This window comes from Paenibacillus ginsengarvi, from assembly GCF_003626695.1.
Classification (GTDB): domain Bacteria; phylum Bacillota; class Bacilli; order Paenibacillales; family NBRC-103111; genus Paenibacillus_AB; species Paenibacillus_AB ginsengarvi.
Genome location: NZ_RBAH01000027.1, coordinates 100,060 through 125,514, shown reverse-complemented (window position 1 = coordinate 125,514; position 25,455 = coordinate 100,060). Strand labels below are relative to the sequence as shown.

Below are 25,455 nucleotides of genomic sequence, written 5' to 3'. Positions count from 1 at the left end.
AGAAGGCGTTTCTGAAAAGCGTCGATCCAGGTAACGTCATCACGTGGAGCCTCGGCGAGCTGACGAGTACGGCGGCGGATGCGAGTACGGCGCATTTTCATATCGAGGGCGGCACTCATAAGCTGAAGGCGTACGGGTCGCGTTTTGTCGGAGGGAAATACGCCGTGACGGGCGGCGGCTTCGGCGGAAGCAACTATATGTTCATCAGCTCCGTGATCGAAGAAAACGTCAATCGTTCGGCACTTCCTGCGGAGACGGGTTCGATTCAGACCAGCACGGATAACTTGACGATCGCATAACGGGGGAGGAGTTGGCACGTGTTTCGTACAATGAAGCGCCATGCTATCGTTCTGCTTATCGTATGTCTGATGACATCCGGCTGGCAGCTCGCTTACGCAATGGACAATACGACGGATCGTACAGGTCACTGGGCGGAGACGCAGCTGTCGGCCTGGTTGCAAAAAGGATTTATTCAAGGCTACGAAGACGGCAGCCTGAGACCGAATCAATCGGTAAAACGGGGCGAACTGGTCGCCCTGATCAACCGGACCCAAGGCTTGACGGAGTCTGCGGACATCCGCTTCGCCGATCTCGGCAAAGAGCACTGGTCTTACGTCGACGTAGCCAAAGCCGTCAAGGCCGGTTACATCGAGGGTTATGAGGATAACAGCATTCGCGTCGAGACAAACGTTAGTCGTCAAGAGCTGGCCGTTATGCTTGCCCGACTGCTTAAACTCGGTGCTTCCGAATCGGCGAAAGCGGTGACGAAGTTTAAGGATGGCGCTTCCATTGCGGATTGGAGCCGCAGCGCTATCGGTGCTTTAGCCGCGAAAGGCATTATCGACGGCTACGAGGACGGTTCTTTCCGTCCGGCGGTTATGGTGACGCGCGCGGAAGCGGTCGTGATGCTGGACCGGGCGATGAGCGCTGCGATCTACCATAAAGCGGGTGTGTTCGGACCGCAAAACGGTACGGAGACGATTAAAGGCAATGTCGTCGTCACCGCGCCGGGCGTTACCCTGCGAAACATGAGCATTGCCGGCGATTTGCAACTCGCGGAGGGCATCGGCGAAGGCGATGTTACACTGCAAAACGTTACGGTAGCCGGCAAGACGCAAATCAACGGCGGCGGAGCCAACAGCGTGCACATTGAAGGCAGCGTGCTCGCTCAAGTTATTGTGGACAAGAAGAACGGACTGGTAAGGATCGCAGCCGGCGGCACGACCTCGATTAAGGAAGTGCTCGTACTCTCGGGAGTTATTATCGAGACGGGTGATGTAACGGGTACAGGCATCGATACGGTGACTGTGTCGGAGTCGCTTCCGAAAGAGACGAAAATTACGCTGGCCGGCAGCTTCGGGAATGTGCAGCTACTCGCATCGGGATTGCTCGTTGAAGTGCCGAAAGGCACGATCGCAAAGCTGAGCGTCGGTTCCAACGCTAAGGACACCAAGCTTGTTTTCGGAAAAGAGTCTTCGATCCTGATGCTCGTTCTGAATGCCGTTACGTCCGTGTTTGGGCAAGGGGATATAAAGCACGCCGTTATCAATGCGATCGGAATCGTCTTCGAGAAGGCACCGGGTAAAATCGAGAACGGCAGCGGTACTGGTTCATCCGCGGGGGCAGGAGGAACGTCCTCCACCGCTACGGATAACGGGGAAGACTCAACGGCAGACCCGGGTAATGGAGGAGGGAACCCGCCGATAGATCCAGGCAACGGGGGGAACCCGCCGACGGATCCGGGCAATGGAGGGAACCCGCCAACTGATCCGGGTAACGGAGGGAATCCGCCGACGGACCCGGGCAATGGGGGCAATCCGCCGACGGATCCGGGTAACGGAGGAAACCCTGGCCAAGTAACTGTGCCTCTTGCTTCATTGCCTCTCGGAGGAACCGTAACCGAAAGTGTCTATGTAGGCGGCCAGCGCATCGCCACGGTAGGGGATTCCGTCTACGCCACTCTGGACCAGGCTGGGACCATCTACCTCGTTCCTGGAGCGACATCCCGCTACTTGACACTGCTGGATTACGTCGTCGAACAGGGCAAAGGCATACGCAAGCAAGTAAACGCAGGCGAGAAGGCGATACTATCAACCGCCGGGTTAGTCCCGGGAGATTACATCGTCGTCGGCGTGAACGGTAGTTATGCGCTGAGCGCGTACAGCGGGGATCAAGAACTTCGGCTTAACGCACCGGCGAGCACGCCGCTCGCTCAAAATTCACTCTACGTATACAGCAACAGCAAGATGATCGATATCGGCTTCAACAAACCGATTCAAAACGGCTTCGCCACTATGGAGGCCTTGAAGGCTACCGTATCGTATGCCACTTACGGCGGTACCGTAACAAGCGGCACCTATGCGATTAACGACACACTGGAAATTCGCGACAATGTGCTGCGCATTACGTTTGCAAACGCACCGGTGGGTCCGGCGAAGATCGAGCTGCCGGTGAATGCTCTGAAAGATTCGAACGGCGCTCCGCTTGCGGCGAAAACGGCGGTAGAGTTCGATTTCGGTCCGTCGCTGACTGTGCGAAAAGAGACGAACGGATCGAATGTGACCGTTGTCACGGACCGAGCAGCCGAGGTGTATTTGTACCATCGCGGTGCAAGCTTGACAAAAGCCGATCTGGAGCGTGCCGTTACGGTGGGAAGCGCCAGGAAAATCCAGACGGCGGCAAACACAGAAGCTGCGATGTCCACTGTGGGCTTGCCAGCCGGAAACTATTTAATCGTAGCTTGGGGCGGGAGCTCGGCTTCCGTCATCATACCGTAATGTACGAATCAGTCTCGGCGGGAGAGCTCCGTCGGGACTTTTTTGCGAAAGGCTTCCCGCTTTGGTTGACAATGTCCGGGAGTAAACCTATAATCGAAACAAATCAGAAACGAGTCAGTTGCAAAAAAGGAGCAGGCGAAGTTGGAAAATTGGAGCCAGAAGCAATGCACGAATGGTAAGCCGGACTCGGCTTTGAAGGATTGCGAACACGGTGGCGGCGAGTACCGCTCGAATGCCGGAAATGTTGCATTCGTTCCCAGCGTTGATGCTTTGCTGAGACTTTCCGTTTCCGGGCTTGCCTCGGGAACGACCGTCCGCGTCGGAGGTTATCGGGAGGATGGCGACGGAGGCGGTAAATGGGTCCGTTATGCGGAGGACAGCAGACGAGCGGATAACGGGGGCACGGTCCATAATCCGCACGGTGTGGAACCTTGCAGCGGAAGATGGGAGACGGTTCACGAAGGGACAGCCGATTTTCGCTGGTTCGGCATTTTCGACGCTACGGTGGACGCCGACGATGCGCTTGAGGCGATGGTGGCGGACAGGTCCATTAGCCGGATTGAAGTTCACACCGACTTGAACTTTGCCCGCCGTCACATATTCGACCGCAGCCATATCGAGATCGATTTTAACGGACACACGGTTACGACTTGCGGAATCGAGCTGAACAGTCCGGACAATCCGTTCGGCGCCGTTCTCTTTTTTCGCGGTTTGCCATGTGAGGAGCGTCAGACAATCGTTTTGACGGAAAATATAGCCGAGCTTACCGACCTATACGAGGTTGCCGATTCCGCGGGGTTTGCAGCCGGCGAATGGTGGCTCGCCAGAGTGTCTCCTCTGTCCGGAGGTGCGGCTCAGCGCGAGCTGGACTACATGCTGAAAGTAACGGAGATCGTAGACCCCACTCATGTGCGGTTCAACTACAAGCTTGGCTGGAGTATCGGGCAGGGGCGGGAAATCTCTTACCAAAAAGTAAATCCGGTCGTAAGAAGCTGCGTTCGCGATATGAAATTTGTCGGCGTTCCCGTTCCGCCCACATCTTCGGCGGCCGTGAGGCCTTTCGAAACTTGGGACTGCATCGGCTCGCACCCGGTTGCCTATGAATTTGCCGTAGAATGCGACGTTTCCGATATTCGCGCCGAAGGCGTGTTCTGGCCTGTCATTATGAGGCGTTACTGCTCGCATTACGTAACGGAAAGATGCGAGCTGATCAATCCGGTGCAGCGCGACTGGGGCGGCACGGGCTACTTGACGCAGCAGATTCACGTTTTGTACGGACATGTTAGAGACTGCAATACGAGCAACGCCAGGCATCTGAACGACTTCACGAATGCGGGCTACTGTATGGTCGAGAACTGCCATAACGACGGGGACGATTACGGCCCGTTCGTGACGCACGGCCAATTCGAGCACGATCTGCTCTATATCGGCAATTCCGGGCTGCTCTCGTTCGCCAACAGCGGCTCGACGTGGGGAGACAGCGCCAAGCGGATTACCGTCCAGAGGCACGTCGCCTCGCGAATCGTCGCGCATAAGAAGCTGACGGATCTGACTTTGGAAGACTGTCACGCTTATTATAAGGAAGGTATGGAGGATTCGGGAACGATATGGGCCAATCTCGACGGCCTTGTCATGAAGGGCTGTACGGCTGATCGGATGGTCACGCTGTCGAGAAGCTCGGAACTATCGAAACGGAACAACGTGATCGATAGCTGCGGGTTTGCGATGGCAGCCGGGGGAGAATTGGCCAGGCCGATCCGCGAAGGAACTGAGGCGATCGGATACCGGCCGGTGAACGGGAGCTTGCACATCTCGAACAGCCGATTCGATCATGTGGAGGATGTCCTGCTTGGCAGCATCGACCGGCTCACGCTGGACAATACGTGGTTCACCGGGTTAAGCGGAACGGCGGGTGTTTTGCGTATCGGCTGCAAGCAGCTTTTTGTACACGGTGGCGGATTCAAGGATTGCGGCTTCGAGCTTACCGGACGTTGGGATCTGGCAGCTTCCGGCGGGGAGGAGGCGAACGCCCGCGAAGGACAAACCGTGGTCGTCGATTCCGGCACCTCGTTCAACGGGTCGAACGGACGGAAGGCGTTTATGCAGCAAGCCGAGCCCGGCAACCATGTGATCTGGAATATCGGCAATATTACAAGCGTGGCGGCTGATGCCGAGATGGCCCATATTCGCATCCAAGCCGGAACGAACGAGTACCGGGCGGTCGGTGCCAGCTTTACAGGAGGCAGGCTCGTTTTGGAGGAGGCCGGGTTCGGCGAAGGTTCGTACATGCTTCACACTTCCTGCGTAGAGCGGCATGTGGACAGGACCGTATTGCCAGCGCAATGCGACTCGGTCCGTCATATGGAAGGCAATCTGATATTGACGTGAAGCTTTGCTTTAAGGTTTGGCAGCCATTGACAATGCAGGACGGAGGATTGCTATAATAGGTATGTTCTTATCGATCGCAAATGAGGGTAACGCATGGACCATACGATAAAGCGGAAAAGCTCGCGCGAGCGGCTGAACGACATGATCAACATCCTGCGCGACGAAATCGTCCAAGGCAAGCGGCATCTCGGCGAATATTTGCCTTCCGAGAAAGCGCTCGCCGAACAATACGAGCTGAGCAACCAGTCGGTCCGCAAAGGGCTGGATATTTTGGTTCATGAACGGTATATCGAGAAAATTCCCCGCGTCGGCAATAAAGTGATCGGGCTCTGGGACGAATCGAGTACGATCGTCAAGCTCGGCTTTCATGCGTCGGTTATCGGCGAAGCCAGCCTGCTGCATTTGATCGCGATGTTCCAGAGCGCGAACCCCCATGTCAAAGTGCAGATCGTGCCGTTAACGAGCTCGAGCTTTCATTATATCGGCAACTATTTCGCCGCAGGCCTGCTCGATATCGTCATGATGAACTATACCGACTTCCGGGACTGCATCGAGAATGGTGGCAAGGAGCTGCTCGAGCCGCTTGAGCGCAATTCGGAATTGTATCCTTTTTTGACGGACGGTTTCACCGAAGAGGGACAGCTCTTCGTGCAGCCGTTTATTTTCTCGCCTCTGCTGCTTGCTTACAACCGGGCCCATTTTGCGGACAAAAAAATGTCGGAGCCGGACAGCAGCTGGACATGGCGCGATCTGATCCGCGCGGCGGAAGGGCTCGCGGTACCGGGCGAGCGGGTCGGCTTCCATTTCGACTTTTACTCCCCGAATCGCTGGCCGCTGCTGCTGCTGCAAGACGGAGCCCGATTCGAACGCAGTGCCGGCGGTTCCATCCGGTTGGCCGGAACGAAGATGCTGGAGTCGCTGCGCTTGTGCCGCGATTTCAAAAACGAACTGGCGCATTTGTCCGACAGCGCTGCAACCGGGGAATCGGAAACGATGCTGGCCAAGGGCAAAGCGTCGATCATTGTCACAAGCTTTTTTTATCTCAATTATTTGCAGACGGCTTCCATTCCGTTCGATGTCGCGCCCGTCCCGCATCTCGGCACGCCGATGTCGCTGCTGCTCTCGATCGGTCTAGCGGTGAACCGAAGCTCCAAGGAGAAGTCGGCCGCGATTCGGCTGATGCAGTTTCTCGGTTCGCCGCAGGCGCAATCGTATATTCGCAAACATACGTACAGTTTGCCTGCGCTGCGATCGGCGGCCGAATGGGTCGGCGCGGAAACGATGTACCGGCCTTCGCGGTTTTCGTTATTCCGGGAGACGATCCCCGGATTTCGCTATTTTACCGAGCTGGGCATCGGTGCGGGCGAGCTCGGACGGATGAACCGCGATTTGAAGCTGTTCTGGGCCGGACTCGAAACGGAAGAAGAACTGTGCGCTCAGATCGAATCCGGATAGGCTGTTCCAGCAGCGTCCGTGTAGGCGGCTTAAGCAGCCTATGTGCCCCGGACGTTTTCTTTTGCTGGAAAGCTAGATGCAAATAAGCTACAATACTATTTATTGCTAGTATGTATTCCAATCTTCTTATAGAGGTGAAATCCGTGCAGCCGAAACAAACTATTATCCATCTGCCGGTATATCAGCCAGGCAAACCGATCGAAGCGGTTAAGCGCGAACTCGGGCTCTCCGAAGTTATCAAGCTGGCTTCCAACGAAAATCCGTTCGGATGTTCCCCGAAAGCGAAAGAAGCGATCGTAGCGGAGCTGGAGACGGCCAGCCTGTACCCGGACGGCGGCGCCATCGAGCTGACTGCCGCGCTTGCGGAGCATTTCGGCGTTCAGCCGAATCAGATCATTTTCGGCGCAGGGTCCGACGACGTCATTTTGATGATCGCGAGAGCGTATCTGGTTCAAGGCGACGAGACCGTTATGGCGACTCATACGTTCCCGCAGTACAAGCATAACTGCGAGATCGAAGGCGCCGTTTGCATCGAAGTGCCGCTGCAGGATGGCAAGCACGATTTGCCTGCTATGCTGGCGAAAATAAGCGACAAGACGAAAATCGTCTGGGTATGCAATCCGAACAATCCGACCGGTACGGTCGTGGCGAAGGCGGAGCTGGAGGAGTTTCTGCAGCAGGTTCCGTCCAGCGTGCTCGTTGTGCTCGACGAAGCGTACATCGAATATTGCAGCTCGCCGGAGCTATCCGACGGCATCGAAGTGATCTCGCGTTATAAGAACGTTATTACGCTGCGCACGTTCTCGAAAATATACGGGCTCGCCTCGCTGCGGATTGGTTACGGCGTAGGTCATCCGGACGTAATTCATGCCATCAATCAGGTGCGCGAGCCGTTTAATACGAACCGGTTTGCCCAAGCCGCCGCCAAAGCGGCCGTCAAGGATCAGGACTTCATCGCTTACTGCCGCGAGCAAAACGCGAAAGGCATCGCCTATTTGACCGGCGAATTCAAACGTCTTGGTCTGGACTATTTCCCGGCGTACGGCAATTTCATCATGGTTGATGTTTCACGTCCGGCCAAAGAGGTGTTTGATTCGCTGCTGCGCAAGGGGCTTATCGTCCGGGGCGGCCATGCGCTCGGCTATCCGACGAAAATTCGCGTCACGATCGGCAGCGCGGAGCAAAACGCTAAGTTTATCGCCGCGCTCGAGCAGGTACTGCAAGAAGTTGCGGTTCAGGCTTAATTCTACCTGTAAAGAGTGAATGAAATGACCAAAGTCGCCATAGTCGGCGTCGGATTGATGGGCGGCTCGCTCGCGTTATGCTTCAAAAACCAGGCCGATATTAGCGTCGCGGGCTTCGACATCCATCCGGCAGAGCTGGATAAAGCGATCAAGCGCGGCGTCATCGACGCTGCGTGCGATACGCTGGAGGAAGCGGCTACAGACGCCGACTTCATTTTTTTATGCGTGCCCGTCGGGCTGCTCGAGCTGTATTTAGACAAGCTGCTTCATATGAGGCTGAAGCCGGGCTGCATCATATCCGACGTCGGAAGCACGAAAGCGTCGATAACCGCTTATGCGGCCGCTCATACGCGCCCGGACGTTTTTTTTATCGGCGGTCATCCGATGGCCGGTTCGGAACGGTCCGGAGTCGAGGTCGCGGCTTCCCATTTGTACGAAAATGCGTTTTATGTCCTGACCCCGGACGAATCGACGCCGAAGGAAGCGTACGAGCGCCTGGCGGCCTTGCTAACGCATACGAAAGCGCAGATCGTGCGGGTGGACGCACGGCATCATGACGAGATCGTCGGAGCGATCAGCCATTTGCCCCATGTTATCGCTGTCGCGCTTGTGAATCAGGTTGCCCGTTATAACGAGCAGGACGAGTTGTACCGGCTGCTTGCGGCGGGAGGGTTTCGCGATATTACCCGTATCGCGTCCGGCCATCCGGATATGTGGCGAGATATTTTGCTGAACAACCGCCATGTTCTGCTGCGGCTTCTCCGCGATTGGAACGAGGGAATCGGAAAGTTCGCAGAGCTTCTCGAAGCGGAAAACGGCGACGGCATCTTCCAAGCGTTCGAGCAGGCGGGGGCGTTTCGCAGCCAGCTGCCGGAGCGGCGCAAGGGCGTCATTACGGCACTGTACGACGTGTATGTGGACGTTCAGGATCATCCCGGCATTATCGGTCAAATCGCAACGCTGCTAGGCAATCACCGGATTAATCTGAGCAATATTCAAATTATCGAGAGCAGGGCGGATGTGCCCGGCGTACTGCGCCTTTCGTTCCGCAACGAAAGCGATATGGATGCCGCCATCCTACTGCTAGGGCATCATGGTTATGAGGTCCGGCTCTAAAAAAATTTTCGCAGAAGCGACAAAACGATGAAACCGTTTTGTCGCTTCTGTCGTCTAAGTAATGTGCGTCATTCCGTAAAAAAACTTCATATTTGGAGAAACCGTTTTCAAAATAATCGTTGACAAAATGAAAACGTATACATATAATAAAAGTACAGTATGGTTTCTCTCCACTCCTATCCGAAAATATGGCACTTTGTGCAACCACCGGTTTCGGTGGTCTTTTTTTTTGTGTTTTTACGTACGATTAGTCGGTTACATAGCGCATTTGCATCCGCTTATAGTCAAAAGTTCTTAGGAATCGTGTCGAAATAAGAAGGATTTTTCCTAGTATTTGCAGAATTGTTATAGCTTAAAGCGATTGCTTCGATCAGAATTTTTCATTATTAAAGAAAGTTTAGGTTTGGTAAAGCGTTAAAGCGTAAAACACGACTTTCTTTACCAAGAGAAACTTCCGCTAAAACGCGGTCGCTCATCCTTGAGTTACGTCGATAGACGTTTTTCTTATATACCTATTTTCGCGTTTTCGCGCAACTTTTTGCTCCCGTCATAGTACAACTAAGTAGACTATCGACTGGGAGCGTCACTCGGGAATGCAAGGAGGGGCGCTTGTAATGACCGATTCCCAGTTGATCCGGGAAATCAAGGACGGGAATGTACAATATTACGAAGAATTGATGCGGCGTTACGAGCGCAAAATTTTATCGTACATCTACCACATGCTAAAAAGCGCCCGCATGGAATCGATGGCCGAGGATTTGTGCTCCGAAACGTTCTACAAAGCCTATCGCAGCCTGCACTCGTTCCGCGAGATAGAGGCGTCCTTCTCGACATGGCTCTATACGATTGCGCGCAATACGGTGCTCAGCGAGCTTCGTAAAAATAAAGCAGTCAGCATTTCGCTCGGCGACCATGGAGCGATGTCCGTGGCGATGTCTTTGGCATCGACGGAGTATACGCCCGAACAGACGATTTTGCGCAATGAGAAAATGTCGCTGGTCCGGGACGCGATCAACAATTTGCCGGAGAAACAGCGGTCCGCTCTCATATTGCGAGAGTACGACCAGCTGGATTATCAGGAGATCGCGACGATTCTGGGTCAGACGGTCAGCTCCGTCAAATCGCTCTTGTTCCGCGCTCGAGCAAGCATCAAAATGCAGCTTGAGCCGTACATGGAGCCCGTCTTCAAAGAGTAGAAGGGATGAATCAACGATGAAATGCCAACATGTTCAGGAGTGGCTGGGTGCCTATTGGGATTTGCCCGAGGATGACGATCGGCGCCAAGCCGTCGACCAGCATATTGAGCAGTGTGAATCGTGCCGCGAAGAATTCGATATATGGATGGAAAGTTTGGAGTTGATCCGGGGCACCGCGCAAGGCAATGAGGAGCGGGTGGAATACGTCCCCGTATCGAATCAAGTTATGAGTCGCATTTATGCCGATGAATCGTGGCGTATGCCGGTTCCAAGCAAGCTGTACGCTTTCTCCTACAAGATGCGCCGCAATTTGGCCGCCGTTGTGGCGTTGTGCATGACTTTGTTCATCTTCGGCTTCGTGTTTGCCATTGCGGGAGTAGGAGCGGACAAGACGCCGAAATACGGGCTCAAGCCGGTGGCGAGCGTATCGACCGATCTGAACAGCATATCGAATAAAACCAAATCTCTCCCGGTCGCGACGGCGAGCCTGAAGGACCCGTATATGGTAACGATGGGCCCTATCCGCAGCGTGCCGGATTATATGATCGTCATCTCGCTGCTTGGCTTTACCGGGACGATCCTCATTATGAACTGGTTATCCCGTACAAAAGCATAACGGCTTACACGACCTCTTGATCAGGAGGTCGTTTCTTTTCACGAAACTTACACGACAAGCTGGAGGAACGCATCATGACTACGTTCGGACTGATTCGTCACGGAATGACGGATTGGAATGCGGCCGGCAGACTGCAGGGCCAACAAAATATTCCTTTGAATGAAACCGGAAGGGGGCAGGCAAGCACGCTCGGCGAACGGCTGAAGCAGGAGCGCTGGGACTTGATCGTAAGCAGCGATCTTTCCCGGGCGAAGGAGACGGCGGACATTATCGCGGGCATTGCCGGAATCGGACCGGCACTCGCCGACCGTCGTCTGCGTGAGCGGACGTGGGGACGACTCGACGGCACTACGCTGGAAGAGCGCGAAGCGGCTTATGGAGCGGACTGGAAGAAGCTGGACCACGGCATTGAAACGAGCGGGCAAATGTTTGAGCGGGGAATCGAGTGCCTGGAAGAGCTGCATGCCGCTTATCCCGGCAAACGCGTGCTTGTCGTTACGCATGGCGCTTTTATCGCCGTACTCTTGGAGGGCGTTCTGGACGTCATGCCTGAGGGCTCGCTGCAGAATACGTCGGTCAGCATCATACAGCGGAGCGTGGATGGCTGGACTTGTCCGTTATTCAATTGCACGGCTCATATGGAAGTGTAAGCGGAAGGTACAAATATTAGCCCCGGGACGCGAAGCGGATTGCTTCGGCGAATCCCGGGCTTTTTTTGTTCAAGAAAGGCGGACGATTTTTCCCAGGCGGCGTTTAATTTTTACAAAAATAGCGATAATGGTTAGTAAAGCAAAGGAGGATCGCTATGAACCTGGCCGACATGCTTTGCTATGCCGATATCGGACAACTAAGCAATATCGCGAACACCTATGACTGCAAATGCAACGGACATTCGAAAAATGAACTGATCCAGTCCATTTTGTCGCATGTGAACCGGAGAGACGTTTTTGAAAAACAACTGAACGCGCTGGAGCTGGAGGATATTCGCTTTCTCAATTCCATCCTGTTCGAAATGCGCGACCTGTTCAGTCTGGAAGAGCTGATCGCCCGGGCCCAGCAGTCGAAATTCGGCGAAGCCGAACCAAAACGCAGCGCGCGCGAGATGATCGCAAGCTTCCGGCAGCGCGGCTGGCTGTTCAACGGACATTCCCAAACGACGAAATATTTGTTTCAATTCCCGCAAGATTTGAAGAAGCGGTTTACCGATTCGATGGTGCGCACGTTTGGCACGAAGCTCGAATTTGCCGACGAACCGGACGTTTACAGGGACGAACAGAACCTGATCGCCCATGATCTGTATGCCTTGCTTCATTATATATATCACAACGAAGTGATTTTGACGTCGGACGGAGCGATCTACAAGCGCACTCTGCTGCACCTGCTGGATACACTTGCGATCAAGGAGGAGCCGGTGGCAAAAGGGGGGTGGCGTTTCGGTTATGGTCGCAAATACCGCGATTTGCCCGACCGGCTGTCGTTTTTGTACGACTACTGCTACTATCAGGGCTACATCCAGGAGCTGCCCGGACGGCTGGAGCTGACCGGCATCGGAACTGAGGTCGTGCTTCGGGGTAAACGGGAAAATATCGCGTCGGTATACCGCTTCTGGCTCAAGTTGTACAAAGGCCCGATACCGAATCTGCAATCGCTTGTATACTGGACCGGCCGGCTCGCGTCAGATTGGGTCAGCGTCCAATCGCTCGGGGACGTTCTTTGTCCGCTGATCAAGCCGTTTTATTACGATTCCCCGGAATCGATATTCGAACAGCGGATCGTGCGAATGCTGATGCATCTCGGACTCGTCCGGATCGGAGAAGACGAGAGCGGCAGGCATACGATCCTGTTTACGAAGCTTGGCGAAAGCGTCGCCTCCGGAACGTACGTACCCGATGAAGAAACGATCCCGGTCGTCATTGACAGCGGATCGCTCGCTTGATACAATTTTCTCCATTTCCATCCTACGGCGTGTTAGTTCACACGCCCTAACAGAAACGGAGAGAACATAACAATGCTGCATCGATACAAACAAGCCTTTCCCGTCGTCCATCCATCCGTCTATTTGGCGGAAGGGATTCAATTGATTGGTGACGTAACCATTGGCGAAGAAGGATCCGTCTGGTACAACACCGTGCTCCGAGGAGACTTGGCGCCGATTCGCATCGGCCGGCGAACGAACATACAGGACGGATGTATCGGCCACGTCAATACGGATCAGCCGCTGCTCGTAGGCGACGGGGTATCGGTCGGGCACGGAGCGATCATCCACGGATGCACGATAGGCAGCGGCACATTAATCGGCATGGGGGCGATCGTCCTAAACGGGGCGGACATCGGTGAATATGCTTTAATAGGGGCGGGTTCTCTCGTTACGGAGAACAAACAAATACCGAGCTATACGCTATCGCTCGGTTCGCCGGCCAAAGTTGTCCGCGAGCTTACGGAGTCTGATCTAGAGCGAATGAAGCGAACGATGGAGAGCTATGTGCTGAAAGGAAGAGAATACAAGGGCGAGTTGTAAACGATTCGTCCGCTTCCTCCGAGTAGGCTCGATATCCATATGGGGAGGGATGCGCCTTGGAAAAAATGGACGTTTCCGGTTATGGGGCGATGTTAGGGCTTTTCGCAGAAATGGTTCTCGACGAAGCGATACGCAAGATGAGGGAACAGACTCTATACCGGGAAATCGACAGCGCGCTGGAGAGAGGGGACGAACAGTCGTTTCTGGCACTAACCGAGCAGTGGAAGCAGCTTCATTCCTGAGGAAGCGGAGCGATATGCAGATGGCGAACAGACGGTGAACACCCAGTTCAACCGTCTTTTTGCCGTTTAGCGCTATAAGCGCCTGTCGCTTTCGGCTCGAGGTTGTGCTACATTATTATAGGCGCTGTGGAGGCGCCTTGCGGAGAACAGAGATACAAGGAGTGGACGAGCTTTGAAATTTAGCGATATCGCAAAATCGGACTGGGAAGGGCTGAGTCCGTACCTCGATACATGCCTGCTGCCGGTAACCGGCTTGACGGGCTTCGAGCAGCCATGGGAAGCGACGCAGGAGCTGGAGTTTTTGCGCGACGTCATGGACTGCATCGAAGTGCCTTACAAGGGCAGAATCGTTACATATCCGGCATTCCATTACACAGACAGCCCGGAGGGGGCGAGCGCGGTCAACACGGTTTGCCAGCGGCTGAAAAGCGGCAGCTTCCGCTACGTCATCCTCATATCGGCGAACAGCTCGGTCATGACGGCCGATTATCCCGATGCGGATCTGCTCCTGTGCCCCGAATCGGCGGAAGGAGATACGGAAAGCGGCGATGCGTTCCGCGTCAGGATCGCTTCCGAAGTCCGCTCCATCTGGCAAAAAGCCGCTGTGTCTAACGCAAAAACAGATTGATTCCGATACGTATGATTGTCAGGAAAATGGTGAACGATAAGTTCGGGATGAACTTGTGACAATTTCGTTAAATGTTGCCTCGAACAAATCGAAACGGCTCGGAAATGCAAAGTTAACATTCTTGACGCTCTACATGTCCTAAGCTATTATAGTAATGTCCTAGTATTGTGCAATGAAGTGTCGTAAATTACGACGTGCGATAAATGGCATAAAAGGGGGTAGAAGACGAATGAATGACGCAAAGCACAAGCACTCTTCCGAACAACCGACGACACGGCGCGAAATGTCCCGCCGTCAATTTTTATCGTATGCCCTCGGAGGAACGACTGCTTTCATGGCGGCCGGTGTGACGATACCGATGATCCGTTTTGCGGTCGACCCGATTCTGCAACCGACCGGCGCAGGCGACTTCGTGAAGGTTGTCGAAGAAAGCAAAATCACGAACGAACCGAAGTCGTTCAAGTTCCAGATTCATCAAGTCGACGGCTGGTACGAAAGCGATATCGAACTTGAAGCCTGGATCATGAAGGACGAGAAGGGCGCGGTCTACGCGTTGTCTCCGGTGTGTAAGCATCTCGGCTGTACGGTAAACTGGAATGCGGATACGCGGTATCCGAACCAATTTTTCTGTCCTTGTCACGAAGCGCATTACACCAAGGAAGGCAAGAACTTGGCTGTAGCTCCGCTTCCTCTTGACGAGTACAAGATCAAGATCGAGAGCGGATTTGTGTATCTCGGTAAAGTACAGCCGAATCAGCATGTCACGAAATAAGGAGGCGTTACGATCAAATGTTCAAAAGCATGTACAACTGGATTGACGAGCGTCTTGATATAACCCCTTTATGGCGAGACGTAGCTGATCACGAAGTACCGGAGCATGTCAACCCGGCGCATCACTTTTCCGCATTCGTATACTGCTTTGGCGGACTGACCTTCTTCCTGGTCATCATCCAGATTTTGTCGGGGATGTTTCTGACGATGTACTACGTGCCCGATATTATTAACGCGTATACGAGCGTCGACTACTTGCAGAATAAAGTCGCATTCGGCGTAATCGTCCGCGGGATGCACCATTGGGGCGCGAGCTTGGTTATCGTTATGATGTTCCTACATACGCTTCGCGTATTTTTTACGGGTTCGTACAAAGCGCCTCGCGAAATGAACTGGGTCGTCGGGATGCTTATTTTCTTCATCATGCTCGGCCTCGGATTTACCGGTTACTTGTTGCCTTGGGACAACAAAGCGTACTTCGCAACGAAGGTCGGTATCGGGATTGCGACTTCGGTACCGGTTATTGGTGAATACATCGGTATTTTCCTGCAAGGCGGCGAGATCGTAGGCGCTCAGACGCTCACCCGTTTCTTCGCGCTTCATGTATTCTTCTTGCCTGGGGTTCTACTTGCGCTGCTCGCCGGTCACTTCTTCATGATCCGCAAGCAAGGCATTTCCGGACCGCTATAATCGAAGGGAGGACGAATGCGTGGCACACGGCCATAAATCAAATGAAAAAGTGGTATACGTCGGGGATTCCCGCGTACGCAAAGGCGGCGGCTTGCAGGTTCCACCCGATTATTCGGCGTTTCCCGGCAAGTCGGAAGTATTTATTCCTAACTTCCTGCTAAAGGAATGGATGGTCGGCTGCGTCGCTCTCGTAGGCGTGCTAGTGCTCGTTATGCAAGAGGCGGCTCCGCTGGGATATCCGGCTGACCCGACTAATACGGCTATTATTCCGATGCCGGACTGGTACTTCCTGTTTTTGTACCAATTCTTGAAATACCCGTACGTTTCGGGCAGCGCTTTGAAAATCTTTATCGGCTCGATCATCATTCCGGGTATCGCGTTCGGCGGTTTGCTGCTCGCTCCGTTCCTGGACACGGGTAAAGAAAGACGCTTCTACAGACGCCCGATGGCTTCGGCGTTCATGTTCGTTACCTTAATCGCTTGTATCCACTTGACAGTCGTCTCCTGGATGCACTATGAGAAAGAGCTGACGGATAAGAACATCGTTCCGGAGCATATCAAGCGTGAAGAAGAAATGAAAGAAGCGAAAAAAGCCGGTAATACGTCCGGCAGCGGCGGCGCCAAGAAACCTGCGGCAGCCGCAATTGTCGCCGAAGACGATCCGGGCTATCAGGCTTATCAAAAAGCGACTTGCGTATCTTGTCACGCCAAAGATTTGAAAGGCAGCCCAGCGGCTCCTACGCTTCGCGGAATCGGCGACAAGCATACGAAAGACGAGATTATGAATATTATCAAAAACGGTCAAGCTCCGGGGATGAGCGCGCAATACGACGCCAACATCCAAAAAGGCTTGAGCGCAGCCGATATCGACAAAATGGCCGAATGGCTCGCTAAACAAAAGAAGCAATAGGCAAGAAATGAGGCCTGACCGTTTGTTCTAACGGTCAGGCTTTTCTGTAGGCAAGCGGGAAGGAGGAATGCAAGTGTCGATCTGGTATTGGTTTAACCGCATAGTGATGCACAATCGTTCGTTCCTGCTCCTGCTGTTCGTCATCAACGTACTCGGCACCGTATACGGGTATGTCTGGTATTGGGATCAAATCGTCGATACGGTGAGCAAAATGCCCGCCTGGCTTGTATTGTTCGTACCGGATAGCCCGACGGCCAGCCTTTGGTTCACAGTATCGCTCGGGATCATCCTGTTCGCCCCGAAAGTGGCGGGAACGTACGGAGTCGGCTTTATTGCCGCGCTCGGCGCCGTCTCCTCGGTCAAATACGGCGTCTGGGCAGTGGCGATGAATGCCGCCGTAGCTTATCAAGGCAGCACGCTCGTCTGGGAAGAGTGGATGCTGATTGCTTCCCATCTTGGCATGGCGGTGGAAGCGCTTCTGTTCATCGGCCGGTTTCGCGTGCGGCTTGCCCATCTTTTGTTTGCGATGGCGCTGCTGTTCCTGAACGACTGGCTGGACTATCATCAACTGATCTATCCTTGGCTGCGGGACGTCCTGCTGGACGATTTGGGCGTCATTGAGCTGTTTACATGGGCGATGACCGTGATTAGCACGGCAGTCGTTGCGCTTACGATACGTTGGTCTAAAATCGGACAAACCCCCATAAGATGATCTCAAGGGGGGATGTCCGATGTTTGTTAGAGCCGGGGGACGTTTATCGCCCGCCGCTATCGTATTGGCAGTCGTATTTGTTTTCTTCGCTTTGGCGGGATGCGTTAAAGAAAAACCGGCCGAATCGGGGAAGGCGGTTACAGCCGAGCAGTGGAAACAGGTGGAGCAATTAAACGCGGCTGCTGACGAGTTTTACCGCCATGTGATGGACGGGCGTTTGGATAATGCGCGTGCCACGCTGGAGGAAGTGAGCGGCAAAATGACCGATATTCGTTTTACGGGGATCGCTTCGGTCGAAGGGGTGGGCGCTTTAAGCGACTCGATCGTATATGCCAAGCGGGTGCTTTCGTCTTCGCAATATTCCGCCGAGGAAGGACAAGCCGCCGCCGCTCAAATCCGGCTCGCTACCGACGCACTGACGCACGCGAATCAGCCGATGTGGCTGCAATATTATAAAGGGATGAAAGAGCTGACGACGCAGTTCGGACAAGCGGTTCAAGCGCGCAACAAGCCGCAGGCCGAGGGTTATCTGAATCAGCTGCAATCCCGCTACGCTACGATCCGGCCATCGCTTCTCATCAGCCGAACGCCGAGCGATGTGGAAAAGCTGGATTCGCTGTTTGTGTTCATGCGTAAGCAGTTGTCGCAAACGGATCTCGATTTGCGGCAATTGGACAATGGGCTGATGCATATGCATACGACGCTTGACGAGCTGTTCGGGCGAAGCGACCGCGCCGTTTATATGCCGATCGTGCAAAAGCATGTTCCGCTTACATGGGTGCTCGTGCTCGGTTCGATTATCGTCGCTGTTTTATCGTTTGCGGCTTGGCGCATTTTCGACTTTGAGCGCAATTCATTCGGAGGCGGGCACCGGGGCGGCGGATGGTAGACGTACCTGGCGGTAATTGTGGAGAACGCTTGTCGTATACATATATAAGCTGAAGGGCACGGAGGAACGTATCCGTGCCCTTGTCATTTTTGCAACTAGAAGCTCCTAACGGCCTTTGAACCCTTCGCCGAGGACGTCGTGCACATCGGAAATGACGATGAAAGCGTTCGGGTCGATGCGTTTGACGATCGTTTTCAGTCTTCTCGTTTCTTGCCGTGAGACGACACAGTATACGACGTTTTTGCTCGTTTGCGAGTACGCGCCCTTTGCCGGGAACAAGGTCACGCCTCGCTCGAGCTCCCGCGTGATCGTTTCGGCGATAATTTTGCCGTCGCTCGACATGATCGTGAACGCTTTGGCGGAATAGGCGCCTTCCGTAATAAAATCGATCGTACGCGAAGCGACGAAAACGGCAACGAGGGTATACATCACTTTTTCCTTCGGTATGTACAAGAGAGAAGTGCCGATGACGAGCACATCGACGGCCAAAATGACCTGGCCGATGCTCCAGCCTCGCGTTTTGGAGAGCAGACTGGCGATAATGTCCGTCCCGCCGGTCGTGCCGCCGAAACGGAACACGATGCCAAGCCCGATGCCGAGCGTAAGTCCCGCATACAGCGTCGACAGGAAGAAGTCCTGCTCCGTTCGAAACGGAACGATCCAGCCGCGCTCGATGGCTATTTCCATCACCCACAAAAAAAACGACAACGCGACCGCACCCAGCACCGTATACAACATGGCCGATCTCCCGATCGTTTTCCAGCCGAGAATGAACAAGGGGATGTTCAGAACGAGTGTCGTCACGGAGATCGGCAGGTCAAGCGAATAATGGAGCAGCAAGGAAATGCCGGTGAGGCCGCCTTCCATCAGCTCATTCGGCAATACGAAATAATGAAGTCCAAACGCGTAAATAGCCGTTCCAATGGCGATAGGTATCCACAGTTTCAGTGCTTGCAGCCCTCGTGATATCACCCGGGTGGTTCACTCCTCTCCGCTTCTAGCGCATCGTTATCCATTAGTATACCCGGAACGTGCGCCCGCGTTCTATACGGTGCGAGGCGGCAGCAAAAAATATTTGTTTTCATCCTCCCTTTTGCGTTAACATGTATATATGTTAAAAAGGGCTCGATATTGCAGCCGCAACTAACGGAAGGGGAGCCGTATGTCGGAAAAATCGCTGCAAGAAATACAGCGGGAAGTGGACAAGTACATTTCACAATTCAAAGAAGGCTATTTCAGTCCGCTTGCCATGCTAGCCCGGATGTCCGAGGAAGTCGGCGAGCTGGCCCGCGAAGTGAATCATCAGTTCGGCCAGAAGCCGAAAAAAGCGACGGAAGCCGACAACTCCATCGAACTGGAGCTCGGCGACATTTTATTTATTACCGTATGCTTCGCCAATTCGCTCGGGATCGATCTGACGAAGGCGCATGATGCGGTTATGCAGAAGTTTCAAACCCGCGATGCCGACCGGTGGACCAAAAAGGACACCGAACAAGGCTAGCTGTCATATGCTGTACGGATTTCACCGAATAGGCGAACGGACCGAGCGCGGTTTCGCCTGTTCCATTTTACTTCTTGCAACTTACTTCTTATCGATAAAGGGGAACTGGAAATGAACGCAAAAATTCACGTAGCAGTAGCCGGAGCAAACGGAAGAATGGGGCAGGAGGTTGTCAAGATGGTGCTCGCCGATCCCGAACTGCAGCTTGTGGCGGCGGTAGTGAATCGTTCGGGCGCAGGAATGGACGCCGGTACGCTAGTGGGCAAGGAGCCTTGCGGCATCACGGTGAAGACGGATCTGGAAGAAGCGCTGGAGAACGCGGATGCGCATGTATTGGTTGACTTTACAACCCCGCATACGGTTATGATCAACAGCCGCATCGCCATTAAGCATAAGGTTCGGCCGGTTATCGGTACGACGGGGCTCGCTCCGGAACATATCGAGGAATTGGACAAGCTCTGCAAGGATAACGGCATCGGGGGCATCGTCGCGCCGAACTTCTCGATCGGGGCGATTCTAATGATGAAATTTGCCGCCCAAGCGGCGAAGTATATGCCGCATGTGGAAATTATCGAATATCACGGCGATCAGAAGCTCGACGCCCCATCCGGCACGTCGATCAAAACGGCCGAGCTGATCGCGCAAAACCGCCAGGAGCTGCGGCAAGGAAATCCGAACGAAAAAGAAACGATCGAAGGCGCAAGGGGCGGCTATTATAACGGCTTCCGCATTCATAGCGTGCGGCTGCCAGGCGTGTTCGCTCAGCAGGAAGTCATCTTTGGCGGCTTCGGACAAACGCTGAAAGTACGCCATGATTCCTATGATCGCGCCGGGTACATGCCGGGCGTCAATCTGTCGATCAAGAAGGCGATGGAGCTAAGCGGTATCGTTTACGGGTTCGAACATTTTATCGACTAATGATGCTATAAACATCCTAAAACTTGGATTGCCCGCATACACAGAGACGAACCTGGAGGGGAACTGGAGTGAATATCGCTTTAATCGCCCATGACCGTAAAAAAGAAGAAATGGTCAATTTTGTTATCGCTTATGAAGAAGTATTCCGTCATCACGAGCTGTTTGCAACGGGAACTACCGGCACGAAGGTGATGGAAAGCACGAGCCTGCAAGTGCACCGCTTTATGTCGGGGCCTCTCGGCGGTGATCAGCAGATCGGCGCAATGGTAGCCCGCAACGAGATGGACCTCGTCATTTTCCTGCGTGATCCGCTTATGGCGCAGCCGCACGAACCGGATATTATTGCGCTGCTTCGGTTGTGTGACGTCCAGGGCATTCCCGTGGCCACGAACATTGCTTCCGCAGAGCTGCTTGTACGCTCGCTCGGACGCGGAGAGTTCGGATGGCGGGACCTGAAAGATAAATATAAACCGGGTGTGATCTGATATGCTTGATCAAACAGTAGATCTATTAATTTTCGGCGCCCATCCCGACGATGCCGAGATCGGGATGGCCGGCACGATAGCGAAGCATACGTTGGCCGGGTTTCGGGTGGCCATTTGCGACCTGACCCGGGCTGAAATGTCCTCGAACGGCGATGTGGAAACGAGACGCCGGGAAGCCGAAGAAGCAGGGCGTATCCTCGGGCTTGCCCAGCGCTCCAATCTGGGCATGCCGGACCGCGGATTGTACATGTCCAAAGACGCCGTGGACGCGATTACCGAGGAGATTCGCAGGCTGAAGCCGCGTATCGTCTTCGCGCCGTATTGGCAGGATCGTCACCCGGATCATATCGCATGCAGCCACCTTGTGCAGGAGGCGGTGTTTAACGCCAAGCTGCGCCGCTACTTGCCGGATACGGAGGCGGCAGCCGTTCAGCAATTGTACTTTTATTTCATAAACGATTTATACGAATGCGACGTAATGGTCGATGTTACGAATACATATGCATCCAAAACGGCGTCTTTGCAGGCGTACGCCAGCCAGTTCACTCCCGTTTCGGGCGGTAACGGCTTCGTGGCGACGCCGCTCAACCAGGATTATCTGGAGCGGGTAGAGGCGCGCGACCGGCTGCTCGGGCAAAAACGGCTGGTTCCGTATGCCGAGGGCTTCGTATCCAAGCTTCCGCTGTTAGTCGACCTATTTTGACGACGGACGGAATATAGTAAAGGCAGAGGAGGGACGAAACGAATGAACAGTGACCGTCTAAAGATCGGCATTACGTGCTACCCTTCGCTTGGCGGCTCCGGCGTAGTCGCTACGGAGCTCGGCAAGCTGCTCGCGGAAAAAGGGCATCAGGTCCATTTCATCACCCACAGCGTACCGTTCCGGCTAGGGAAATTTCATAAAAACATTTTTTATCACGAAGTTGAGGTTAACGACTACTACGTGTTCAAATATCCGCCGTACGACTTGTCGCTGGCGAGCAAAATGGCGCAGGTCGCCAAAATGGAGCAGCTTGATCTGCTCCACGTACATTACGCGGTACCGCATGCGGTGTGCGCGTTTTTGGCGAAGGAAATGGCCGGCAGCGACCTGAAAGTTATTACGACGCTTCACGGAACGGATATAACGGTACTCGGACAAGACGAGTCGCTGAGCGATATGATCCGTCTCGGTATCGAACGCAGCGATGCGGTGACGGCGGTGTCCCAGGATTTGATCCGCGAAACGCGGGAGCTGCTCTCGATCGACAAGCCGATCGATTTGGCGTACAATTTCGTGGACAAACGGGTGTACTACCCGAGGGACGTAGCGTCAATGCGGCGCGATTTCGTGAAGCCGGACGAAAAGCTGCTGCTGCACATCTCGAACTTCCGCCCCGTCAAACGGATCGGAGACGTTGTGGACGTATTCGCCAAAGTGCTGAGGCAAGTGCCGTCCAAGCTGCTGTTCGTCGGCGAAGGCCCGGAGCTGTCGAAGACGATATGCAAGGTCAAGGAGATGGGGCTGACGGACCGCGTCATCTTTGCCGGCAAGCAGGATGATGTCGCACAGGTCATCTCGATGGCGGACGTCATGCTGCTCCCTTCCGAGAAGGAGAGCTTCGGGCTGGTAGCGCTGGAGGGGATGGCGTGCGGCGTTCCGACGGTTGGTTCGAATGCGGGCGGTATACCGGAGCTGATTACACATGGTGAAACCGGATTTTTGGCCGGAATCGGCGATACGGAGTTAATGGCCGACTATGCGGTGCGGCTGCTTCAAGACGACAGCTTGTACGAGGCGATGTCGAAAGCCTGTCTGGATCGGGCGAGACGAACGTTCTGCAACGATCTGATTACGGCGCAGTACGAACAGATTTATTACCGGGTGCTTGGCAGACCGGTTCCGGAAATTAATATCAATGAGATGTGTCAAGCGTAATAACGATCCAGGTGAGCGTATTACGGAGAAAGGAAAGGCGAATCATGTCGGAAGCGATGGAGCTTGAAGGAAAGGAAGTGCTTGCCCGTCTCGGCGAAGCCGGCTACGAAGCTTATTTCGTGGGCGGCTGCGTCAGGGACAAGCTTCTGGGGCGTCCGCTCAAAGATATCGATATCGCTACGTCGGCGCTGCCGGAGCAAGTTATGCGGTTGTTTGCGAGAACCGCTCCGACCGGTCTCCAGCATGGCACGGTTACGGTCATTATGGAGCGGTATACGTTTGAAGTGACCACGTTTCGCAAAGAATCCGAGTACGAGTTATTTCGCAAGCCGAAGTCGGTCGAGTTTATTTCCGATCTGAACGAAGATTTGCGCCGACGCGATTTTACGATCAATGCGATGGCGATCGCGGCTGATGGCAGCTGCATCGATCCGTTCGGGGGACAAGCCGACTTGGCGGCGAAGCTGGTTCGCGCGGTCGGCGATCCGATGGAGCGGTTTCACGAGGATGCGCTTCGGATGCTGCGCGGCATTCGTTTTGCGTGCGAGTACGGCTTCGAGCTGGAGCCGGATACGTGGAGCGCGCTGCTCGCTCACGCGGCGCTGCTGAGCCATGTGGCGATGGAGCGGGTTAGTGCGGAGCTGGACAAAATGATTTCGGGCCACGCGCCGGACCGGGCAGCCGAGCTGCTGTACCGGAGCCGTCTGCCCCGTCATTTCAAGCAGCCAATCGATTGGCCTCTGGCAAACGGAGAAGCCGGGACCGAACCGGCGTGGCCTGCCGTGCTCGGGCTTATCGAAGGCTCGGAGCTTCGCTGGACAGCGCTCTTCGTGCAACTCGGAATGGATGCCGAAGCGGCAAAAGAGGCGATGAAGCGGCTCAAGTTCGCCGGCAAAAAAAGCGACGCGGTCGTTAAGCTGCTCAAGGCGGACGCTTGGATGAAGGAACGGGCAACAGACGTTATTCGCGCTTCGGATACGGCTGAGAACGCAAAAGCAGGCTATGGCCTGGTTGCTTTGGTCTGTGTCGAATTCGGCAAGCCGCTAGTGCGGGAATGGCTGCGGCTCGCGGCATGGCGCGAGGAAGCGCTTGGCGAACGCGGCTGGCTCGTTTTTGCTAAGCGGGCGGAAGAATGGGTGGAGCTTGTGGCGGCCGACAAGGTTACCGATCTGGCGATCGGCGGGTCGGAGGTTGCAGCGCTGCTGGACAAGCGGCCCGGTCCGTGGCTGGGCCTTCTGCTTCAGGAGCTGCTTGCGGAAGTCGCGCTGGGAACTATTCCGAACGAGCGGACGAGCCTTTTGGAAATAGCTAAAATACGGGTAAAGCGGGACAATGCATAATGGATCGACAAATACTGGCTTACTTCGAGTTACATCCAAACGAATACATATCCGGGGAGCAGCTTAGCGAGAAGCTCGGCTGCAGCCGTACGGCGGTCTGGAAGCATATTAGCGCCCTGAGAGATCAGGGTTATTCGTTCGAGGCCGTACCGCGCAGAGGATACCGGCTTACTGGGGTGCCCGATCGATACGACCTCGCGGAGCTGCTGTCCAAGCTGCATACAACAACGATGGGACGGACGATCAAGCTTTTCGATTCGGTGGAATCGACGCAGACGGTCGCCCATAAATTCGCCTCGCAAGGAGCGGCGGAAGGTACGCTCGTGCTGGCCGAGCAGCAAACGGCCGGGCGCGGACGGATGGGGCGCAGCTGGCATTCGCCGAAAGGAAAAGGCGTCTGGATGAGCCTCATTCTTCGGCCGCTCGTTCCGCTCCAGTTTACGCCGCAGCTTACGCTGCTTGTCGCGGTAGCGTTGTGCCGGGCGATCCGTCAAATCGAGCAGGTTCCGGTAGCGATCAAATGGCCGAACGATTTGCTGATCGAAGGGAAGAAAGTTAGCGGCATTTTGCTGGAGTCGAGCGCGGAGGACGAACGTCTGAAATATGTGATCGCCGGAATCGGCATAAGCGTTAATCTGCGCGCCGAAGACTATACTGGAGAGCTGCTGGAGAAGGCTACATCGCTTCGGATCACATCCGGCGCCGAATGGAACCGGAGCGAGCTGATCCGGACGTTTCTGGAGCAATTCGAGCAGTTGTACACACTGTACCACGAGGAAGGCTTTGAGCCGATCCGGGTCGCTTGGGAGGCGTTGACGATTTCACTTGGCCGTCCGCTGCTCGCACGCACCACGAAGGGGAATGTCGAAGGGGTGGCGGAGTCGATCGACGAAATGGGGGCTCTGCTCGTCCGTCAGTCCGACGGTACGCTAACGAAGCTGTATTCTGCGGAAATTTGAAAAAGAACACTGCTAAGTGGAGACAAGGCATCGAGGCTGGGGCTCCCCGAAAAAAGGATGTCTAAATGGTAAACACTCTGGTATAATGAGAGCCAAGAGGCGGTATCCTACCCGGAACTGCACTCGCTGCTTATCGATATATCGTTTGTTAATGTAATCAGGCAAGACCGTAATTCTGCTCT

At 54.5% G+C, this 25,455-nt stretch carries 26 protein-coding genes; 25 read left to right on the top strand and 1 reads right to left on the bottom strand.

Annotation, left to right across the window (positions count from 1 at the left end):
* From D7M11_RS36565 to D7M11_RS28645, 18 genes are all read left to right on the top strand, one after another.
* On the top strand, window positions 1–299 hold a 299-nt coding region (locus D7M11_RS36565; protein WP_205127127.1), incomplete at its 5' end, for a hypothetical protein.
* A gap of 18 nt (window positions 300–317) precedes the next feature.
* Window positions 318–2,777: an S-layer homology domain-containing protein gene (locus D7M11_RS28725; protein WP_120750714.1), complete on the top strand. Its 2,460-nt coding sequence runs from the start codon at window positions 318–320 to the stop codon at window positions 2,775–2,777.
* A 141-nt stretch (window positions 2,778–2,918) separates the two neighbouring features.
* Complete coding sequence (locus tag D7M11_RS28720; protein WP_120750713.1) at window positions 2,919–5,165, top strand: peptidase C14; 2,247 nt, start codon at window positions 2,919–2,921, stop codon at window positions 5,163–5,165.
* A gap of 93 nt (window positions 5,166–5,258) precedes the next feature.
* Window positions 5,259–6,620, top strand: a complete 1,362-nt coding sequence (locus D7M11_RS28715; protein ID WP_120750712.1) for an extracellular solute-binding protein — start codon at window positions 5,259–5,261, stop codon at window positions 6,618–6,620.
* Window positions 6,621–6,763: 143 nt separating this feature from the next.
* Window positions 6,764–7,864 carry a histidinol-phosphate transaminase gene (hisC, locus tag D7M11_RS28710; RefSeq protein ID WP_120750711.1) on the top strand — a complete coding sequence of 367 codons (1,101 nt, stop codon included), beginning with the start codon at window positions 6,764–6,766 and terminating at the stop codon, window positions 7,862–7,864.
* Window positions 7,865–7,888: 24 nt separating this feature from the next.
* A complete protein-coding gene (locus D7M11_RS28705; RefSeq protein WP_120750710.1) occupies window positions 7,889–8,980 on the top strand; it encodes a prephenate dehydrogenase in 1,092 nt (363 codons plus the stop codon).
* Between the two features lie 614 nt (window positions 8,981–9,594).
* The gene (locus D7M11_RS28700) at window positions 9,595–10,176 is read left to right on the top strand and encodes an RNA polymerase sigma factor (RefSeq protein WP_120750709.1); all 582 of its coding nucleotides are present in this window, start codon (window positions 9,595–9,597) and stop codon (window positions 10,174–10,176) included.
* 16 nt (window positions 10,177–10,192) lie between these two features.
* Window positions 10,193–10,792, top strand: a complete 600-nt coding sequence (locus D7M11_RS28695) for an anti-sigma factor family protein (protein WP_120750708.1) — start codon at window positions 10,193–10,195, stop codon at window positions 10,790–10,792.
* A gap of 74 nt (window positions 10,793–10,866) precedes the next feature.
* Window positions 10,867–11,442: a histidine phosphatase family protein gene (locus D7M11_RS28690; protein WP_120750707.1), complete on the top strand. Its 576-nt coding sequence runs from the start codon at window positions 10,867–10,869 to the stop codon at window positions 11,440–11,442.
* 155 nt (window positions 11,443–11,597) lie between these two features.
* A complete protein-coding gene (locus D7M11_RS28685; RefSeq protein WP_120750706.1) occupies window positions 11,598–12,728 on the top strand; it encodes a hypothetical protein in 1,131 nt (376 codons plus the stop codon).
* 72 nt (window positions 12,729–12,800) lie between these two features.
* On the top strand, window positions 12,801–13,310 hold the full coding sequence (locus D7M11_RS28680) for a gamma carbonic anhydrase family protein (RefSeq protein WP_120750705.1): 510 nt from the start codon (window positions 12,801–12,803) through the stop codon (window positions 13,308–13,310).
* Window positions 13,311–13,375: 65 nt separating this feature from the next.
* Complete coding sequence (locus D7M11_RS28675) at window positions 13,376–13,552, top strand: IDEAL domain-containing protein (protein WP_420818448.1); 177 nt, start codon at window positions 13,376–13,378, stop codon at window positions 13,550–13,552.
* Window positions 13,553–13,724: 172 nt separating this feature from the next.
* Window positions 13,725–14,180: a DUF2487 family protein gene (locus D7M11_RS28670; RefSeq protein ID WP_120750703.1), complete on the top strand. Its 456-nt coding sequence runs from the start codon at window positions 13,725–13,727 to the stop codon at window positions 14,178–14,180.
* Window positions 14,181–14,409: 229 nt separating this feature from the next.
* Window positions 14,410–14,952 (top strand): QcrA and Rieske domain-containing protein, encoded by a 543-nt coding sequence (locus D7M11_RS28665; RefSeq protein ID WP_120750702.1) that lies wholly within the window; start codon window positions 14,410–14,412, stop codon window positions 14,950–14,952.
* 17 nt (window positions 14,953–14,969) lie between these two features.
* Complete coding sequence (gene qcrB / locus D7M11_RS28660) at window positions 14,970–15,641, top strand: menaquinol-cytochrome c reductase cytochrome b subunit (RefSeq protein ID WP_120750701.1); 672 nt, start codon at window positions 14,970–14,972, stop codon at window positions 15,639–15,641.
* 19 nt (window positions 15,642–15,660) lie between these two features.
* Window positions 15,661–16,551, top strand: a complete 891-nt coding sequence (locus D7M11_RS28655) for a c-type cytochrome (protein ID WP_120750700.1) — start codon at window positions 15,661–15,663, stop codon at window positions 16,549–16,551.
* Between the two features lie 73 nt (window positions 16,552–16,624).
* On the top strand, window positions 16,625–17,263 hold the full coding sequence (locus D7M11_RS28650; protein ID WP_120750699.1) for a DUF1405 domain-containing protein: 639 nt from the start codon (window positions 16,625–16,627) through the stop codon (window positions 17,261–17,263).
* 19 nt (window positions 17,264–17,282) lie between these two features.
* Complete coding sequence (locus tag D7M11_RS28645) at window positions 17,283–18,152, top strand: sporulation protein YpjB (protein WP_120750698.1); 870 nt, start codon at window positions 17,283–17,285, stop codon at window positions 18,150–18,152.
* Between the two features lie 105 nt (window positions 18,153–18,257).
* Here the strand turns inward: D7M11_RS28645 and D7M11_RS28640 are convergent, their stop codons facing one another.
* A complete protein-coding gene (locus D7M11_RS28640; RefSeq protein WP_420818447.1) occupies window positions 18,258–19,124 on the bottom strand; it encodes a YitT family protein in 867 nt (288 codons plus the stop codon).
* Window positions 19,125–19,314: 190 nt separating this feature from the next.
* Between D7M11_RS28640 and D7M11_RS28635 the strand changes: the two genes are divergently transcribed.
* The 7 genes from D7M11_RS28635 to D7M11_RS28605 all read left to right on the top strand — a co-directional run bounded on the left by D7M11_RS28635 (window position 19,315) and on the right by D7M11_RS28605 (window position 25,273).
* A complete protein-coding gene (locus tag D7M11_RS28635) occupies window positions 19,315–19,653 on the top strand; it encodes a nucleotide pyrophosphohydrolase (protein ID WP_120750697.1) in 339 nt (112 codons plus the stop codon).
* 111 nt (window positions 19,654–19,764) lie between these two features.
* Window positions 19,765–20,571 (top strand): 4-hydroxy-tetrahydrodipicolinate reductase, encoded by an 807-nt coding sequence (dapB, locus tag D7M11_RS28630; RefSeq protein WP_120750696.1) that lies wholly within the window; start codon window positions 19,765–19,767, stop codon window positions 20,569–20,571.
* A 68-nt stretch (window positions 20,572–20,639) separates the two neighbouring features.
* Window positions 20,640–21,056, top strand: coding sequence for a methylglyoxal synthase (locus D7M11_RS28625; protein ID WP_120750695.1), 417 nt, complete (start codon window positions 20,640–20,642; stop codon window positions 21,054–21,056).
* A 1-nt stretch (window position 21,057) separates the two neighbouring features.
* Window positions 21,058–21,759, top strand: coding sequence for a bacillithiol biosynthesis deacetylase BshB1 (bshB1, locus tag D7M11_RS28620; RefSeq protein WP_120750694.1), 702 nt, complete (start codon window positions 21,058–21,060; stop codon window positions 21,757–21,759).
* Between the two features lie 42 nt (window positions 21,760–21,801).
* Window positions 21,802–22,974 (top strand): N-acetyl-alpha-D-glucosaminyl L-malate synthase BshA, encoded by a 1,173-nt coding sequence (gene bshA, locus D7M11_RS28615; RefSeq protein WP_120750693.1) that lies wholly within the window; start codon window positions 21,802–21,804, stop codon window positions 22,972–22,974.
* A gap of 44 nt (window positions 22,975–23,018) precedes the next feature.
* Window positions 23,019–24,314: a CCA tRNA nucleotidyltransferase gene (locus tag D7M11_RS28610; RefSeq protein WP_120750692.1), complete on the top strand. Its 1,296-nt coding sequence runs from the start codon at window positions 23,019–23,021 to the stop codon at window positions 24,312–24,314.
* Window positions 24,314–25,273, top strand: coding sequence for a biotin--[acetyl-CoA-carboxylase] ligase (locus D7M11_RS28605; RefSeq protein WP_120750691.1), 960 nt, complete (start codon window positions 24,314–24,316; stop codon window positions 25,271–25,273). Before D7M11_RS28610 ends, D7M11_RS28605 begins: the two co-directional genes overlap by 1 nt.
* The last annotated feature ends 182 nt before the right edge of the window (window positions 25,274–25,455 follow it).